Annotated in this window: 15 protein-coding genes; 1 reads left to right on the forward strand and 14 read right to left on the reverse strand. The window is 62.4% G+C overall.

Annotated elements, in window-relative coordinates; genetic code table 11:
- Nucleotides 1–60 precede the first annotated feature (60 nt).
- On the reverse strand, nt 61–3,258 hold the full coding sequence (ileS, locus tag HMPREF3009_RS11795; protein ID WP_070682119.1) for an isoleucine--tRNA ligase: 3,198 nt from the start codon (nt 3,256–3,258) through the stop codon (nt 61–63).
- A 363-nt stretch (nt 3,259–3,621) separates the two neighbouring features.
- Here ileS and HMPREF3009_RS11800 point away from each other — a divergent pair, with 363 nt between their 5' ends.
- A complete protein-coding gene (locus HMPREF3009_RS11800) occupies nt 3,622–4,698 on the forward strand; it encodes an HNH endonuclease signature motif containing protein (RefSeq protein WP_070682122.1) in 1,077 nt (358 codons plus the stop codon).
- Between the two features lie 100 nt (nt 4,699–4,798).
- Here the strand turns inward: HMPREF3009_RS11800 and HMPREF3009_RS13590 are convergent, their stop codons facing one another.
- The 13 genes from HMPREF3009_RS13590 to mraY all read right to left on the reverse strand — a co-directional run bounded on the left by HMPREF3009_RS13590 (nt 4,799) and on the right by mraY (nt 17,717).
- The gene (locus HMPREF3009_RS13590; protein WP_046647978.1) at nt 4,799–4,969 is read right to left on the reverse strand and encodes a hypothetical protein; all 171 of its coding nucleotides are present in this window, start codon (nt 4,967–4,969) and stop codon (nt 4,799–4,801) included.
- Between the two features lie 121 nt (nt 4,970–5,090).
- Nucleotides 5,091–6,191: a DivIVA domain-containing protein gene (locus tag HMPREF3009_RS11805; protein ID WP_070515739.1), complete on the reverse strand. Its 1,101-nt coding sequence runs from the start codon at nt 6,189–6,191 to the stop codon at nt 5,091–5,093.
- A gap of 168 nt (nt 6,192–6,359) precedes the next feature.
- A complete protein-coding gene (locus HMPREF3009_RS11810; RefSeq protein ID WP_046647976.1) occupies nt 6,360–6,671 on the reverse strand; it encodes a YggT family protein in 312 nt (103 codons plus the stop codon).
- 220 nt (nt 6,672–6,891) lie between these two features.
- Entirely contained in the window at nt 6,892–7,314 is a 423-nt protein-coding gene (locus tag HMPREF3009_RS11815) for a cell division protein SepF (RefSeq protein WP_046647975.1), read from the reverse strand.
- Nucleotides 7,315–7,383: 69 nt separating this feature from the next.
- Nucleotides 7,384–8,094, reverse strand: a complete 711-nt coding sequence (locus HMPREF3009_RS11820) for a YggS family pyridoxal phosphate-dependent enzyme (RefSeq protein ID WP_070515741.1) — start codon at nt 8,092–8,094, stop codon at nt 7,384–7,386.
- Nucleotides 8,094–8,834: a peptidoglycan editing factor PgeF gene (pgeF, locus tag HMPREF3009_RS11825; RefSeq protein WP_046647973.1), complete on the reverse strand. Its 741-nt coding sequence runs from the start codon at nt 8,832–8,834 to the stop codon at nt 8,094–8,096. Before pgeF ends, HMPREF3009_RS11820 begins: the two co-directional genes overlap by 1 nt.
- Before the next feature lie 24 nt (nt 8,835–8,858).
- Nucleotides 8,859–10,223: a cell division protein FtsZ gene (gene ftsZ / locus HMPREF3009_RS11830; protein ID WP_046647972.1), complete on the reverse strand. Its 1,365-nt coding sequence runs from the start codon at nt 10,221–10,223 to the stop codon at nt 8,859–8,861.
- Nucleotides 10,224–10,430: 207 nt separating this feature from the next.
- Nucleotides 10,431–11,090 carry a cell division protein FtsQ/DivIB gene (locus HMPREF3009_RS11835; protein ID WP_083312748.1) on the reverse strand — a complete coding sequence of 220 codons (660 nt, stop codon included), beginning with the start codon at nt 11,088–11,090 and terminating at the stop codon, nt 10,431–10,433.
- On the reverse strand, nt 11,083–12,573 hold the full coding sequence (gene murC / locus HMPREF3009_RS11840; protein WP_070515748.1) for a UDP-N-acetylmuramate--L-alanine ligase: 1,491 nt from the start codon (nt 12,571–12,573) through the stop codon (nt 11,083–11,085). The genes HMPREF3009_RS11835 and murC overlap by 8 nt, the downstream gene beginning before the upstream one ends.
- A gap of 39 nt (nt 12,574–12,612) precedes the next feature.
- A complete protein-coding gene (murG, locus tag HMPREF3009_RS11845; RefSeq protein WP_070682128.1) occupies nt 12,613–13,698 on the reverse strand; it encodes an undecaprenyldiphospho-muramoylpentapeptide beta-N-acetylglucosaminyltransferase in 1,086 nt (361 codons plus the stop codon).
- Between the two features lie 29 nt (nt 13,699–13,727).
- Nucleotides 13,728–15,197 (reverse strand): FtsW/RodA/SpoVE family cell cycle protein, encoded by a 1,470-nt coding sequence (locus tag HMPREF3009_RS11850; protein ID WP_049155255.1) that lies wholly within the window; start codon nt 15,195–15,197, stop codon nt 13,728–13,730.
- Between the two features lie 19 nt (nt 15,198–15,216).
- Nucleotides 15,217–16,608 (reverse strand): UDP-N-acetylmuramoyl-L-alanine--D-glutamate ligase, encoded by a 1,392-nt coding sequence (gene murD, locus HMPREF3009_RS11855; protein WP_070682131.1) that lies wholly within the window; start codon nt 16,606–16,608, stop codon nt 15,217–15,219.
- Nucleotides 16,605–17,717 carry a phospho-N-acetylmuramoyl-pentapeptide-transferase gene (gene mraY, locus HMPREF3009_RS11860; RefSeq protein ID WP_049155252.1) on the reverse strand — a complete coding sequence of 371 codons (1,113 nt, stop codon included), beginning with the start codon at nt 17,715–17,717 and terminating at the stop codon, nt 16,605–16,607. The genes murD and mraY overlap by 4 nt, the downstream gene beginning before the upstream one ends.
- Between the last annotated feature and the right edge of the window lie 18 nt (nt 17,718–17,735).

Here is a 17,735-nt window from a genome sequence, read left to right on the forward strand (position 1 = left end):
CGCCTCCCGGATCCGGGAGGCGGAGCTTTTTCTGCGACCGTTAACGTCGCTGTTGCCGTCTTAGGCCTTAGCCACCGTGGCGGTCACGCCCTTGAGAACGTCGTGGACGTTCTTGTCGGCACCAGCCTCGAGAGGCTGGGTCGTCACGGTGAAGTCGACGGCGAGTACCTCTGCCGCGATGTGCTCGCGGTGGCGGTTGGCCCACTCTTCCTTCTCCGCGGGGACAGACAGGGCCACGGTGATGCGGTCGGTGACCACGAAGTCCTCGGCCTTGCGGGCATCCTGCAGGCCGCGGATGACATCCGCGGCCCAGCCCTCAGCCTCCAGCTCTTCGGTGACGTTGGTATCCAACACCACTAGGCCATCCACGCCGTCCACGCGCGCCGTGGACTCCGGGTTCGCCGCCTTGAGACGTTCCGTGTACTCGTCCGGGGTCAGGCGGATATCGCCGTCGACGATAACCTCCTCGCCGTCGCGCTCGTAGTTGCCCGCCTTCAGGTTCTTGATGGCGCGCTGTACGTCCTTGCCCAAGCGAGGGCCCGCCACCTTGGCGTTGCAGACTACTTCGAAGGTGCCGACCTCATCGACATCATCGGTCAGCTCAACGTCCTTGACGTTGACCTCATCGCGGATGATGTCCTTGAAGTCGGCCAAGCGAGCCGAATCCGGCATCGCCACCGTCAGCTTCGGCAGCGGCAGGCGGTTACGCAGCTTATTGGACTTGCGCACAGACGACGCCGCCGAAGCCACCGCGCGGGTGGCATCCATAGCGGCCACCAGGTTCGCGTCAGCCGGGTAGTCCTCAGCCTTCGGGTAGGAAGCCAAGTGCACGGAACGCTCACCGGTCAGGCCGCGGTAGATGACCTCAGCCACGTGCGGTAGCAGCGGAGCCACCACGCGGGAGACGGTCTCCAGCACCGTGTAGAGGGTGTTGAAAGCCTCTGCGTGGGTCTCCTCGCCCTCCCAGAAACGGTCGCGGGAGCGGCGCACGTACCAGTTAGTCAAGGCATCCGCGAAGAGGCGAACCTCCTCGGTTGCCGTAGCAATATCGGTATTCGCCAACGCATCATTCGTGTTCTTTACCAAGTCATGCGTCTTGGCCAAGATGTAGCGGTCCAGCACGTTAGTGGAGCTGACATCGAACTTCGCGTCCTGGGAAGCGTAAAGCTGCAGGAAGGTGTAGGCATTCCAGATCGGCAGGATAGCCTGGCGCACGCCCTCACGGATGCCCTGTTCGGTGACGATGAGGTTGCCACCGCGCAAGATCGGCGAGGACATGAGGAACCAGCGCATGGCATCCGAACCATCGCGGTCAAAGACCTCGTTAACGTTCGGGTAATTGCCCTTGGACTTGGACATCTTCAGGCCGTCATTGCCCAGAACGATGCCGTGGGCCACAACCTTCTTGTAGGCCGGGCGGTCAAAGAGCGCGGTGGACAGCGCATGCATGACGTAGAACCAGCCGCGGGTCTGACCGGAGTACTCCACGATGAAATCAGACGGCGAGTGGGTCTCAAACCACTCCTTGTTCTCAAACGGGTAATGCTTCTGCGCAAACGGCATCGAGCCGGACTCAAACCAGCAGTCCAACACGTCCGGCACGCGGCGCATCGTGGACTTGCCCGTCGGATCATCCGGGTTCGGGCGAGTCAGTTCATCGATGTGCGGGCGGTGCAGGCTGGTCGGGCGCACGCCAAAGTCACGCTCCAGCTCATCCAGGGAGCCGTAGACATCCACGCGCGGGTACTCCGGGTCATCGGAGATCCACGCCGGGATCGGAGCGCCCCAGTAGCGGGTACGAGAGATGTTCCAATCGCGAGCGCCCTCCAGCCACTTGCCGAACTGGCCGTCACGGATGTGCTCCGGCAGCCACTCGATCTCGTTGTGGTTGAGCTCCACCATGCGGTCGCGGAACTCGGTCACCTTGACGAACCATGCAGGCAGCGCCATGTAGATGAGCGGTTCGCCGGAGCGCCAGGAGTGCGGGTAGGAGTGCTCGATGGTCACGTGGCGCACCACGCGGCCAGCTTCCTTCAGGTCCTTGATGATGCCCTTGTTAGCGTCGAAGACCAGCTGGCCCTCGTAAGGTGGCACCTGCGAGGTGAACTTGCCATCCTCATCCACCGGAATGACCAGGCCCACACCGTACTTCTGGCAGGTGAGCATATCGTCCTCACCGAAGGCCGGAGCCTGGTGGACCACACCGGTACCGTCCTCAGTGGTGACGTAATCTGCGAGCAGCAGCTGGTAGGCATTCTCGACATCCGGGAAGAAATCGAAGATGGGCTGGTACTTAAAGCCCTCGAGCTCAGCGCCCTTGAACGTTTTGAGAACTTCCGCCTCACCCAGCTCCTTGGCCAGGGTGCCGGTGAGCGCTTCGGCCATGATGAAGGTGCGGCCAGCAAAGTCGCCCTCGGTGGCCTTGAACAGGACGTAGTCGACCTCCGGGTGGACCGCCAAAGCCAGGTTGGACGGCAGGGTCCACGGGGTGGTGGTCCAGGCGAGGAAGGAGGCGTCGGCAAGCTCGGCGTTATCCGCCAACGTCTTCTCCGCCGCGCTTCCCTCCACAGCGCCCGCTACCGGGAAGGTCACCGTCAGGGTCGGATCCTGGCGCATCTTGTAAGAATCATCCAGGCGCGTCTCCTGGTTCGACAGCGAGGTGTGCTCAGCCCAGGAGTACGGCAGAACCCTGAAGCCCTGGTAGATCAGGCCCTTGTCATAGAGCTCCTTAAACGCCCACATCACGGACTCCATGTAGTTCAAGTCCATGGTCTTGTAACCGTTTTCAAAGTCCACCCAGCGAGCCTGGCGGTTGACGTACTCTTCCCACTCATCGGTGTACTCGAGGACGGACTTGGCGCAGTACTCGTTGAACTTCTCCAGGCCCATCTCCTCGATCTGGGCCTTGTCGGTGATGCCGAGCTGCTTTTCTGCCTCCAGCTCCGCTGGCAGGCCGTGGGTGTCCCAGCCGAAGACGCGCGGAACGTGGTTGCCGGCCATAGTGCGGTAGCGCGGGACGATGTCCTTGACGTAACCGGTCAGCAGGTGGCCGTAGTGCGGCAGACCGTTGGCAAAGGGAGGGCCATCATAAAAGACGTACTCGGGGCAGCCCTCGGTTTGCTCGAGGCTGGCTTTAAAGGTGTCGTCGGCCTTCCAGTACTTCTGGACTTCCTGCTCCATATCGGGGAAACGGGAAGACCCAGCAGTCATATCAACTTTGGGATAAACATTGCCGACGTTCGCGGGGTTGCTACTCATCTAAAAATTCCTTCACTCGTTCGCTGTGGCGGGGACGCGCCTTACGGCTCGCGGTACCACCCCGCTTGGGCGCCGAGGCGCCCCGCTTCGTTGATGTGAAGGAGATGACGGTCCCTACCCGCCCGGTTCTAATAATGCTCTGCTAAGCGCGAAGCACGTTCTTCCGGAATGCTCCCCGGTGATAGCCGGCTCACTGCATACGTCTAAAAGTATAGCGAGGCGGTCAAGTTTTCACAGGCGCAGGTTCCCGAAAGCCCCAAAATAGAAACGCCAGTACATAAAAGAGGCACCCGGGATAAGGTTTTCCACAGGAACATTTTTTCTAATGCGAGCAGGTCATAAGGTGTTTTAAGCTCCACTGTCATGAGCGCACTGCAGAATTTCCTTAACGCACTCGGGGCCGGCATCGATGTCGTCGCCGAGTGCGAAGGCATGTCTGAAGCAGACCTCATCGCCGCCGGTTCCCCAGACAAAACCGCCGCGGAGTTGGTGCGGCTGCATACGAGCTTCTTTGGCAAGACCGCCATGACGCGGATGCAACGCGACGCCGTGAAGGCAGCGCGCCAACGCAAGCATTCTTTGCCTACCTTGGAGGTCATCGACCGCTATGCCCGCAAAGCCAAAACACAAGCGTTGGGCTGGAAACTACGCCTAGAGCTCTGCCGAACGAGCGCTGACACCCTCGCCATGGAGGCACTGGCGAAAAAGAAGCTCAAGGAGCACGCGGTTCTCCCCACGCCGAAGGAGGGCGTGACTGTCTACCGCCGCCGCAATGCACCGTGGACGATGGCGATCACGGGCCCCTCGCAACTGATTGCAGAGCTTAACGACGCCGTCGACCCAGCACGCCCCCTCGAGTCCATCCGCGAGGCCTTCTTCACAGGCGCTGCTCCGCGCCGCGGCTTGCAGACCAATATCCTTGTGCCGCTGGATGCAATGACGAAAATTCTCGACGGTGACGGCGAAGAAATCACCCTCCAGATGACCAATGGCGCCACGATGACCGGCGCGGAGTACCTCAACAAGGTCATCGCCGGTGAGATCGATAAAGACGGCGCGCTCGCGACTCTTTTCCATCCCTATCACGGGCCGGTCAACCTCTACTACGAGGAGCGCTCCGCCAGCATCAAGCAACGCATCATGGCCATGGCCGAGTTCCCAGTCTGTGCTTGGGATGACTGCCTGAAGCCGGCCGATGAATGTCAAGTTCATCACCTCATCGCGTGGAAGAACGGCGGGTACACCAACCAGGAAAACTTGGTGATGCTCTGCCCGTATCACAATGGGGTGAACCAGGACGATCCGAATGCGCCGCCGGGTCGCGGCCGCATGGCTCGGATCAGGGGTAAAGCGAAAAGAACGAACGGCCCTCCTCCGCCGCCCACGCCGCTGCAAGCGCCACCCGGGATATTCACAAACCCCGCGGAACGAGACGACTAGCGGCTTCACAAAAGTAGCCCTCCACCCAGAATTACCACTGGGCCGAGGGCTACTCGTCGTGCCTTAGCTGCGCGCATTACAGATTTTCGGCGAGACCGAGCTACTCGTCGTGCTTGCGGCGGAGTTTAATCACGGTGTCTGCGATGAACAGAACAATGCCCACCCCGGCGGAAGCGAAGAGCACGTACAAGGACCACTCAGCAGCGGTGAGGATGTAGTTCACGAACGCCAAGAAAGCAACAAAGGCCAGAAGCAATGCGCCGATGAGCATGTGCGTTCTCCTTTCCCACCAATGACGAAGAGCTCTGTGCTTACAAAGAATGTATACCTACGGACGTATACCTACAGAAAAGAATAACGGCGCCCCCGCAGGGACGCCGCTCATTCAGAGATTAATCGTTGGACTTTCCGGCCTCACCGTTGGGGGCAGCGGTGCCGCGGGACTCCAACTCCTCAAGCTGGGACTGCAGCAGCGTCTTGAGGCGGGTACGGTACTCGCGCTCGAAGGTGCGCAGCTCGGAGATGCGGGCCTCCAGAGCGGTCTGCTGCTGCTTGACCGTGTTCATGACCTCGGTGTGCTTCTTCTCAGCATCTGCCTGCAGGGCAGCTGCCTTCTCCTCAGCCTGGCGAATCTGTGCCTCCGCGCGGGACGTAGCGTCGGCCTCAGTCTGCTTTGCCTTGTTTTCGGCGTCAGCCACCAGCTTCTTGGAGCGGGTATCGGCTTCCTGCAGCTGCGCGTCGTAGCGCTTCTGGGCGTCAGCAAGCTGGGCCTTGGAGTGAGAGTCAGCGTCGGCAAGCTGCTTCTCTGCGGCCGTGCGGGCCTCCGCCAGCATGGACTCGGAATCGGCCTTGGCCTCGTTGGTAAGGCGGTCTGCCATCTCCTGCGCCAGGCCCAGAACGCGGGCTGCCTGCATATGAGTGTCCGGGGTAGCGAGGCCCTGTGCAGTGGACTGTGCAGCACCTGCACCTGCTACGGCGGCAGCGGAAGATGCGGTGGTGGAGGTTGCGGAGTTCTTCTTTGCGGACTCCAGCTCCTTCTTGGTGCTCTCCAGTTCCTTCTTGGAGGCCTCGAGCTCACGCTTGGCAGCAGCAGCTTCCTCGCGAGCAGCCTTGAGCTCTGCGGAATTGTCCTGCGCCTGAGCGGCCTTCGCCTGTTCCTGGGCGCGCTTGGTTTCTTCCTTGGCCTTGGCAATCTCGTTCTTGGAGTCAGCCAGCTTTGCCTCGTACTCAGCGCGAAGCTTGGATTCGACGTCCTTGCGCACAGCGGCCTCGTCGACCTTAGCGGCAGCGGCACCGCCGGCAGCGCCGGCCGGAGCCTGAGACTTCAGCTCCTCAACCTGGGCGTGGAGATCATCGTTCTCATCCTGCAGCTGAGCAAGAGCATCCTCAACGAGATCGAGGAACTGATCGACCTCGTCCTCGTTGTAGCCACGCTTGCCAATTGGCGGCTTGCTGAAAGCGACGTTGTGTACATCAGCTGGTGACAGTGGCATTGACTTCTCTTCCCCTTACGAATCGGTCAAACCTCTAGAGGGTCCAGAGGCCGGGTACATATGCGGTTAATAATACGGATTGTGGTAACTCATTGTATCCGAATCAACACATTATCTAACGCTGGCACGAGTCTCAACGTTAACAGGAGGGTTTAATACACCCGTTAGTTACACCGCAAGTCCGTTGGTACCGAAAAATAGCCACGCAATAAGTTGCGAAAGAACGGACAAAAGCAGGAACAAAACAATGATGGAAACATCGAGCGCGATGCCGCCCAATTGCAGCGGCGGAATCACCTTTCGCAGCGCTTTGACCGGCGGATCGGTGACCACGAAAAGCACCTCAGCAACCATCATGAACCAGCGGGGCGGGTTGAATTGGCGCGAAAAAGACTGGATCATTTCAATGACGATGCGCGCCAACAAAACCCACGAGTAAAGACTCACGGCGACGAGGAGAATTGAACCTAAAGCACTCACAATGCCTGAGCCTATCGGAATCACCCCCGCCAGCGGTACTCCCCTGCCCTAAGGTTCGCCCTCGGCGTACAGAGACAGCACCGCGGCAGCCATACCGCCGCCGAGAATGACTCTCCGATAAGGCCCCACGATGAAAACGACGAAACCGCCCCATCGCCTTCCGCCTCCCTTAAGCCAACACGGAGGAGAATAACGATGAAGCGGTTAAAGCCTGACGTCTCTAGCGCAGGTGTGCTGCTCGCTCCAGCTCCACGGTGGAGATATCAGCACCCTTCGGCACAATGGCAAAAACCTTGCGGCTGGTGTCCATGCCCTTGGTCAGGTTCTTCATGCGGCCTTCCAACGCGAAGCAGAGGCCTGCGGCAAAGTCCACGAAGCGCTTGGCGGAGCCGCGGTCGGCGTCGGTGAGTTCGAAGACCACTGCGTCACCGTCACGGAAGGGGCCACCAACCTTTGCTGCATCATCAAAGGAGACGAGGGAGAGAGCCACGATGGTCGGGACAAACTCCTCTTCCTGCTTTTCGTAGGAAGGTGCGTAGGCCGGTGCGTTGTAGCTGCGCTCGTCGGCGTAGTAGGCATCGTCGGCGTCCATGTCCATCGGGCCCAGCCCGAAGAACTCTTTAGTCCTATCAATCAGTGACATTCTGGGTCTCCCTCTGACCTAGTGTGTTCTGTTCATTTGCGGTCTTGTAATGCAGTTTTACAATGACAATTAACCTAGCGGGCGGGCTCCCATGATTCCGGTTCCGACACGCACGATATCCGTTCCAGATGCAATCGCTGCCTCCATATCGGCGCTCATGCCGGCGGACATTTTCAGGTCTCGCCCAAGCTTGGCCGCCACCTCATCCGTCAATGCCCTCACCTGGGTGAAAACCTCCGCCGGATCGCTCTCCAGCGGTGGAACCACCATGAAGCCACACAGCTGCAGGTTCTCCAGATCTTCGACCAGATCCACCAGAGCAGATACACCCTCTAGCGGGCAGCCGCCACGCGCGGTATCACCGTCGGCGGATACCTGGATATAGACCGGAAGCGTGTCCTCGCGCTGGCCGCGTTCCTGGGCAAGAGCCACGCCGCGGTCGAGTGCTCTGGCAAGTTTTTCTGAATCGAGCGAGTGAACACTATGCGCCCATCGGGCCACGTGGTTCGCCTTCTTGGTCTGAACCTGGCCAATCATGTGGAAACGCATCTCGGACAGGGCCTCCGCCTTGGCACGCGCTTCCTGCTCGCGATTTTCCGCCACATCTGTGATCCCCAACTCCGCTAGCAGCGCGATGTCTTCGGCCGGGTGAAACTTCGTCACCGGCAGCAGCTGCGGGGCGGGGCGGCCAGCGGCCTCAGCGAAACGGTGAATAGCAGCGCGGGTGCTCTCCAGGCCAGCCCTCAGCTCTTCACGGCGCACAGTATCGTTGTTCGTCATTAATCCTCCAACCAAATCACGCCGGCTTGGCGTCCGGTGACGCCCTCGCGGCGATAAGAAAAGAAATCTGTGTCCTCAATCGTGCAGCGCGGGTCCGATTCGATAGCCGTAACCCCCATCTCCATCAATTGACGAATCAGCCCAGCGCGCACGTCGACGCCCCAGGTACCCGACGACGTGCGGGTCTTGGAGCCGGGCAGATGCTTCTCGACGTCATCCGCCATCGCCTCCGGCACCTCATAGTTCCGCCCAGAAGCGGCCGGCCCCATGAGCACCTGAATCGAGGCGGGGCGGGCCCCTAACTCAACCATGGTATCGACGGTATTGCGGACGATTCCGTTGCGCGCGCCAAGGCGCCCGGCGTGGGCGGCGCCGATGACGCCCGCGGAGACGTCGACAAGCAGCACCGGCGTGCAGTCCGCCACGAGAACGCCTAGGCCCAAGCGCTTTTCGTTGGTTACCACGGCATCGGTGGCCGGCACGGGCTCCTCGACGCCGCGGCGCTCGGCCCCCACCACCGTCACGGTGTTGGTGTGGAGCTGTTCCATCCACACGATGTCCTCTAAGCCCGTGGCTCGGCGGAGCCGCTCGCGATTGGCGGCCACTGCGGCGGGGTCATCGCCAACGTGATCGCCGAGGTTAAAAGAGTCATAAGGCGACGACGACGCCCCGCCGGCACGGCTTGTAAAAACCATGCGGACGGGGCGTCGTGCTGCGTGTGCTTCCTCGTTTACTGGCATGCACTCCAGAGTAGCTGGCTGGAACTAGCGCATGAAGGATGGCACGTCGAGATCGTCATCGCCGTCATCGTCGAAGTCACGGCCACGACGCTCCGTGGGGCGCGAGAGACGGTACTCATCATCGCCGCCGCGGCGGTAGTCCTCACCGCGGAAGCGATCCGAGGTGGTAAATAGTCCGCTCGACGGGGCCGGCTCTGCCGGCTGCTCGCGCTCGTAGGAGTGACGCGGGGCGTACTCTTCACGCTCAATGCGCTGGGAGTCAGCGCGCTGCGGTTCGGCGCGGGTGTACTCCTCGCGCGGGGCCTCGGTGCGGGGCGCGGCGGGGCTCTCAGGCTGTGCCTCAGCGCGGTTCTCGAAGAGGGAACCCGGGCGTGCAGCCGGGGTAGCCTCCGCACCATGCTGCTGCGTCTGGCCAGGCTGTGCCGGCTGGGAGGTCATGTTGGCCTGGGCATCGAAGCCGGTCGCAATGATGGTGACGCGGACTTCGTCACCGAGGTTGTCATCGATGATGGTGCCGAAGATGATGTTGGCGTCCTCGTCGGCGCGCTCCTCCACCATGGAGGCAGCGGCGTTGACTTCGTGAAGGCCCAAGTCGGAGCCACCGGCGATAGACAGCAGAACGCCCTTGGCACCCTCCATGGTCGACTCCAGCAGCGGGGAGTTAATGGCCTGCTCGGCGGCGTTGAGCGCGCGGTTATCGCCGCGGGCGAAGCCGATGCCCATGAGGGCGGAGCCGGCGTCGGACATGACGGAGCGAACGTCCGCAAAGTCGACGTTGATCATGCCCGGGATGGTGATGAGGTTGGTAATACCCTGCACACCGTTGTGCAGAACTTCGTCGGCGGCGCGGAAGGCTTCGACGATGGACAGCTCCTCGCCGCCCAGCTGCATGAGGCGATCATTCGGGATAACGATGAGGGTATCGCAGACCTCGCGCAACTCCTCAATGCCGGCCATGGCCTGACGGGTGCGGCGCGCGCCCTCGAACTTGAACGGGCGGGTAACGACACCGACGGTCAAAGCGCCCATCTTCTTCGCGATGGAGGCGACCACCGGAGCGGCGCCGGTACCGGTTCCGCCGCCCTCGCCAGCCGTCACAAAGACCATGTCGGAGCCCTGGAGGGCGTCTTCGATTTCGGTCTTGTGGTCCTCCGCGGAGGTCTTACCTACCTCCGGGTTGGCACCCGCGCCGAGGCCGCGGGTGGCCTCGCGACCGATGTCGAGCTTGGTATCCGCATCGGAGAAAATCAGCGCCTGGGAATCGGTGTTGATCGCCACGAACTGGACTCCCTTGAGCCCTTCTTCGATCATGCGGTTGACAGCGTTGACACCGCCGCCGCCGACGCCGACGACCTTGATGTCCGCGAGGTTGTTGCTAGATGAGATCATACGAGGGTCTCTTGCCTTTCGAATAAGGTTTTAATGTAAACGAGGAGGCGCCCCTTTTTTCTGAGAGGCGGTTACATCCATCTTTAACGACAACGGGGTAATTTCGGCGCACATTTTGCCGCGTGTCGGTACCCTCAACCTCTACTTTAGGGTTGCTGACATGCGGTTTTCTTAACAGGCGTCCCACCCGCCCCACTCGCGACGCGCTTAGCGGCGAGTCACCAGCGACGGGTTAGAAATGTTCCAGGATTCGCCCTCGAGCTTGAGCACATCTTCGAAAGCAATGGCCTTGTTCGCGTTGTCCTCCGACGCACCCCAAAAGATGGTTTTGTCATCCTCCGTTCGGAAGGTCAGCGAATACCGGTCCTTGATCTCGAGGGTCGAGACCTTCTCCCGAATCGGCGCGGGGAGCGCAGCGACGGCGTCGACAGCCCCCTGCATCTCAGGCGAACCGGAGTCGGTGTGCCCCGTCAGCTCCACGGCCTCGGGTGGTGCTTCGTCCTCCGCGAATTCCTTGCCGTTGTTGTCCACCAAAATCGTCCTATCGCCCTCCCGCACGTAAGCTACCGCCTCGTGCTCGACAAGTTCGATTTGGACGGTTGACGGGAAGGCCCGCGACACCGTCGCGCTTTCTACCCACGGCAGGGAGGCCACACCGTGCGCAGCTTCGCGCGCATCCAGCCGCACCAAATTAGAGCCCTTCACGACGCCACTGGCCTGCTCGACCTCTTCTGCCGCGACGTGATCATTTCCCACGACCTCGAAGGATGTCACCTTCAGGATGGGAAAAAGCCACACCGCCGCGGCAGCAACCGCCACTACGAGAAGCACCGCACCTAGCGCGAGCGCCCCAGTCTTTTTAGACATTCGGTTCCTTCGGTTCCTCCGCGCCGCTCGCATTCTCTAGCGCCGACAAAATTTCACCCGCCACGTAGGTAATCGTTCCCGCGCCGATGGTGAGGACGATATCTCCGGGCTGCGCCAGGGAAATGACGTCGCCGGCAGCCTCAGAGAAATCAGGCTCGAAAATGACCGGCATGTCTTCGGGCATCTTGTCGGTGATAATGCGGGAGGTAATTCCTTCTACCGGCTTCTCGCGGGCGCCGTAGATGTCGAGGACGACGGCGGCGTCGGCAAGCGCCAAGGCCTGAGCAAACTCGGCGTCAAACTCCATGGTCCGGGAGTACAGGTGCGGCTGGAAGCAAGCGATCACGCGCGCACCCTCGCCCTCGGCGTCCGCCTTCGCGCGCGCTGCGGTGAGCACCGCAGACACCTCCGTGGGATGGTGGGCATAGTCATCGAAGACGCGGATCCCCTGGGCGCTGCCGCGGTACTCGAAGCGGCGGCGCACACCCGTAAAGTCGGTCAAGCCTGCAGCCAGTTCCGCCGGGTCTCCGCCAGCCAGCGCACCGGCCAGCAGGGCCGCCGCCGAGTTGAGCACCATGTGATGGCCTGGGACATGCAGGTCATAGGACAGCTCCTGTGGCGCCTGACCCGGCAAGGTCAGGCGAACGCGGACGTGCGCGCCGGCGGCGGAGACGGTTTCTTCTAGGATCTCCGCTGCCAGCGGCACGGAAGAATCCGCGGCTACCTCGCTGCGCGTGCCGTAGCCCAGCACCTGAATCCCGCGCTGAGCCGCCCGCTCACCCGTGGCGGCCGCATGCTCATCCTCGAGGCACACGACGAGGTAGCCGCCCTCAACCACGCGGTCGGCGAAATCATCAAAGACCCGATAGTAGCTCTCTGCCGTGCCGAAATAGTCGAGGTGATCAGGCTCGATGTTGGTGATGACTGCCACGAAGGGGCTGTAGCGCAGGAGGGAGGCATCGGATTCGTCGGCTTCTGCCACGAAGGCGTCGCCAGTGCCGCCGTGCGCGTTGGTCCCAGCTCGGTTGAGTTGCCCGCCGATGGCGAAGGAAGGATCCATCCCCGCCTGCTGGAGCGCGGTGACCGCCATAGAGGTCGTCGAGGTCTTTCCGTGCGTGCCGGCGAGCAGCACCTGACGGTGGCCTTCCATGAGCTCAGCCAGCAGGTCCGAGCGACGGATCACCGGAATCCCGGCTTCCCGTGCCGCCACCAGCTCCGGGTTGTCCTGTGGGATGGCGGCGAAGGAGGTGACGACCACCGTAGGCTTGTCCCCGGCCAGATCGAGGTTCTCAGCCGCGTGGCCGACGGCGACGTGCGCACCCATCGCGCGGAGGACGTCAACGGCCGTCGACTTCTTAACGTCCGAGCCGGTGACGACCGCGCCACGGCTAACCAGGATGCGCGCGAGGCCGGACATTCCGGAACCGCCGATGCCGACGAAGTGGACGCGGGACAGGTCCGTGGTGGCGGGGGTATCAGTCATGGTGAAAATTTCCTTCTTTAATAAACCTGTACTGTGCGCCTAGCCGCGGGTATCGGCGGCGACGCGGTGCGCGATTCGGTCAGCGATCACCGCGGCGGCATCGCCGGCGGTGCTGGCGTCAGCAGCGGCACGCATGGCCGAAAGGGCGTCGGGATGGTCAAGGATAGCGCGAACTTCGGCGACAAGGCGCCCCGGAGTAAGCTCCGCGTCCGGTATCTGGACCGCGGCTCCCGCTTCCACCAGAGCCCGGGAGTTCAACGCTTGCTCGCCGTTGCCGTGCGGCAGTGGCACATAGATAGCGGGCAGGCCGGCCGCAGACACCTCAGCCACGGTCATCGCGCCGGAGCGGCAGACCATCACATCAGCAACGGCAAGCGCGCCGGCCATGTCATCGATATAGGGCACGGCCGTGTAGTGCTCGTGCTCAGTCGGCACCGTGTTCTTTTTGCCGTAGGCATGCAGCACCTGGAAGTCTCGGCACAGGTCCTCGAGCGCTCCGGCGACGGCGGTGTTAATGCTCACCGCTCCCTGCGAACCGCCGGTAACCACGATGGTCGGGCGGCCTTCATCCAGGTTCCAGTTCTGGCGCGCAGCAGCGGCCTTCGCACCATCCGGGTCCTCGCCCAAGCCCGGGCGTACCGGAATTCCTAGGACCTCGCCAGGCATGCCAGATCCCTCTTGGGCATTGATTCCCGTGCCGCCAAGACGCACGCCCAGCTTATTAGCTATACCGGCCAAAGCATTCGTCTCGAGAACGAAGAACGGAATGCCCAAGGACTTCGCCGCCAGGTAAGCCGGCGCCGCAACGTAACCACCGGTGCCAAACACAGCGTTGGCCCCGACGTCCTTAAGCACCGCGCGAGTTTCCCGAACGGACTTGAGAATCCGCCAAGGCAGCTTCACCGCGTCAACGTTGATCTTTCGCGGAACAGGGACCGGAGTGATCATGCGGAGATCGACACCGCGCGCCGGCACGATGTCGCTTTCCAGACCCCGCGGCGTCCCCAAGGCGGTCACCCGCGCCCCGTGGCGTTGGCGTAGCTCCTCCCCCACCGCAAGCGCGGGCTCAATGTGTCCGGCGGTGCCGCCACCTGCTATGACGACGGAAATCGGCGTGTCATTCATGCACTACACGCTACCAGCGCCGCACTGCGCTACCGGCGCTCGCCGCGCCGATACTCCCGCCGCCCCTCCACGCGCGGCGCCTGCGACCGCTGAGAGCGCCCCGTCACCGCACGCCCGAAACGTTCCTCACGGCTGCGTTCCACGTGGCGTTGGGAGCGCTCGCGGTATGGGCGCTGGGAACGCCGAGCATCTGCGCGCTCGCGCGGGGCACGGTGCGCCCCGCCGCGCCGCTCGTTGGGCGGGGTCGGCTCTGGGATGAAGAAGATACGGTCAAAGAGCGGACGTCCAAAGTTCTGCATCGCGGACACCTGCAGCGGCTCGTGGCGTGCCACATTGCACAGCAGGCCCATCGAGCCGATGGTGATGACCGCAGCCGTACCACCCGCAGAAATCATCGGGAGCTGAATACCCGTCACCGGCAGCACACCGATGACGTAGCCGATGTTGATGAAGGCCTGCACGACAACACCCACCGACAGCGTGGCGGCCAGCAAGGACTGGAACTGGTCCTGCGCGCGGGTTGCGGTACGCAACCCAAAGTAGCCCAGCACGGCGAAAAGCACGATGACGAGCGCACCGCCCCAGAGGCCTAGCTCCTCACCGATAATGGCGAAGACGAAGTCGTTCTTGGCTTCTGGGAGGTAGAACCACTTGGCGCGTGATTGGCCGAGGCCAACGCCCCAGAAGCCGCCGTCGGCAAGCGAAAGAAAGCCCTGATAAGCCTGGAAACCGGTACCTTGTGTGTCCTCAATGTTGCCGCGCAGCGCATCAAAGTAAGTGTGGAAACGGTGCGAACGGAATCCACCCGCCAGGAAAACAGTGATCATGCCGATGGCGCCAAAGACGCCGACGACGACGGGCACACGCCAGTTCACGCCGGCGAATACGAGGGTGAAGACCACGATGAGAGCGAAGGATACGCCCATGCCCAAGTCACCTTGGGCCACGATGAGCACGAACATGATGCCGGCGATGATGGAATACATCATGAACGGATCCGTCAAGCGCATCGAACGATGTGTTTTATCCGCCAGCGCTGAGGCGCCATACATACCCACGGCGACGCGAGCGAACTCAGAGGGCTGGAAGGCCACACCGCCCGGCAACATGATCCACGACTGTGAACCGACCTCCGCGCGGCCGGTACCGATACCGGGCACAAGCACGAGGATAAGCAGCAGGATGGATAGCCCCAAGAACCACGGTACGAGCGCCCGCAACGTGCGCGGCGATATGCGGAGGCCTATCCAGAACACGATGAGGCCGGCGGCGACCAACACGCACTGGCGCAAAGCGGCCGACCACGGGCTATCGGTCTCCGACAGGGACGTCGCCATCGACGAAGAGAAGGCCATGAGTACGCCGATGCCGATGAGCGAGAAGATCGCGATGCGCAGCATCAGGTAGTCAAGCCCCGGGTAGGCGCGCAGGCGCTCGCGAAGATCACGCAGGCGGTGGCCCAGCGTGCGGTGTGGCTTCTGGGTGCTGGTGGCAGTCACGGCTTCTGGGTGCTCCTAGCTAGCGGGCGAGGCGGCGGGCAGCGGCGGCAAACATGTCGCCGCGTTGGCTCATTCCGGTGTACATGTCCAACGATGCCGCAGCGGGCGCCAAAAGTACGGTATCGCCGGCTTCGGCGTGTTGCACGGCGGCGCTCACGGCCTGGTCCATAGCGATCTGCGGGTCATGACTGTCCACGATGACGAGAGGCACGTGGGGTGCCGCCTTGACGAGGGCCTGGGCCAGCACGTGCTTGTCGACGCCCACCAGAACCGCCGCCTTCAGCCGCGCAGCGTGGGTACGCAGGAGGTCCGAGACATCTGCGCCTTTGAGCTGACCACCGGCGACCCACACCACGGAGTCAAGACCACGCATGGCCACCTCCGCGGCGTGCGGATTCGTCGCCTTGGAATTGTCGATGTAGGTCACGCCACCATGACGGTGGACAACCTCACCGCGGTGCCCGGCCACCACGTAGGCGTCGAGGCCCTCCGCGATGGACTCAGGCTGAGCGCCGGCAAGCGCGGCAACCGCCGCGGCAGCAGCGGCATCCAGCACCCCAGCAAGACCTGCGGGCTGGATGGTGGTGACATCCTCCACCACTGCCGCGTGCAGTCCGGCGACCTCATTGACCACGAGGCTGCCGGCGCTCACGCCGACTTCGCCCGGGGCGGGCTCGGCGTGGGTAAAGGCGGTGGCGCTGGATAGAGAGGCGGCAAGCGCTCGAACGTGCTCGTCGTCCTTTCCATAAACGGCGTGCGTGCCGCGCAAGATCTTCGCCTTATCCGCCGCGTAGGCCTCGAAGGAGCCGTGCCAATCGAGGTGGTCATCGGCGAGGTTGAGCAGCGCTCCCACATCCGGGCGCAGCTGGGAGGCCCAGTGCAGCTGGAACGAGGACAGTTCCGCGACGAGGATATCCACGCGGGGCTCGGCGGCCAGGGCATCAAAAGACGAGACCCCGATATTTCCTACGGCCTGCGCGCGCTGCCCGGATCGCTGCTCGTCAGCGGCCATGATGGCAGCGAGCATCCCCGTCGTTGTGGTCTTGCCGTTGGTACCTGTGATCGCGAGCCAGCGGCGGGAGGCCCCAAAGGCCTCTGCCTGGTCAAGGCGGTAGGCCAGCTCCACGTCACCGATGACCTCAAGGCCGCGGGACGCTGCGGCGGCGAGCAACGGCGAATCCGGGCGCCACCCCGGCGAGGTCACGACGAGGGAGTAATCCGACAGATCTACTGCTGCTGTATCCACGGTGGCAACGTCGAGCTCGGCGGCGAGGCGAGCGCGGGATTCCGGGTTTCCATCAGCCACCGTGACGTCCACGCCTAGGTGGTCCAGGACCGCAGCACAGCCGCGGCCGGAAACGCCGGCACCGGCGATGAGGACCCGGCCAGAGAGGAAGTTGGGGCGCGTCATGCGCCGACACCTATGCCTGTGGAGGTCAGCCATTCACCGTAGAAGATGGCCACGCCGGCCATCGCCGCCATCGCGGCCAGCAACCAGAAACGGACAACCACAGCAGTCTCCGCCCAACCGCCGTTTTCAAAGTGGTGATGGATCGGGGCCATGCGGAAGAAGCGCTTGCCGGTGGAATGGAAGACCACGATCTGAATGACAACGGACACCGTCTCGATAACGAACAGGGCGCCGATAATCACCATGAGAAGCTCGGTACGGCTGGTGACCGAAATGCCGGCAACCAATCCGCCGAGCGCCAAGGAGCCGGTGTCTCCCATGAAGATCTTGGCGGGCGCGGCATTCCACCATAAAAAGCCGAGGCAGGCACCGAGGCCCGCCGCCGCGAGCACGGCGAGATCGAGGGGATCGCGCACCTGGTAGCAGCCGGCCGCAAAGTTGGTGGCGCAGGAATAGCGGAACTGCCAGAAAGTCATCAACGAGTAGGAGCCCATGACAATCGCCGTCACTCCTGCGGCAAGACCGTCGAGGCCGTCGGTGAGGTTGACCGCGTTCGACCACGCCGCAATGAGGAAGTACATGAAGATCAAGAACACGATGGTTCCGATCACAACGCCGCCAACCGCAAAGTCGAAAGTTTTCAAATCGCGGATGAACGACAGCTTGGTGGAGCCAGGAGTCAGGCCCGCATCATTGGGGAAACGCAGCACAAGAAAGCCAAAGAGGAGGGCCAGTACCAGCTGGCTGACCAGCTTCGCGGTCTTGTTGAGACCTAGGTTGCGCTTCCGGAAGAGTTTGATGAAGTCATCCGCAAATCCCACCGCGCCCAAGCCCAGCGTCAGTCCGAGGACGAGCAGACCCGAAGCAGTAAACCCCCCGTGGCCCGTCAGCATTCCATAAAAACCAACCACGAGATAAGCCACCAAGATACCGGCCAGAATAGCCAGGCCGCCCATCGTCGGCGTACCCCGCTTCCGCAGGTGGGACTTGGGTCCGTCCTCGCGGATCTCTTGACCGCGACCGGAGTCGGAAAAGTATCGGATGAGAACCGGGGTGGTAAAGATCGCCACGAGGAAGCTAACCGCACCAGCGATGATGATCTGAGTCACGAGCTTGAAGTCCTTTCT

Origin of the sequence: Corynebacterium sp. HMSC034H07, from assembly GCF_001815175.1 — a bacterium.
Lineage (GTDB): Bacteria > Actinomycetota > Actinomycetes > Mycobacteriales > Mycobacteriaceae > Corynebacterium > Corynebacterium hiratae.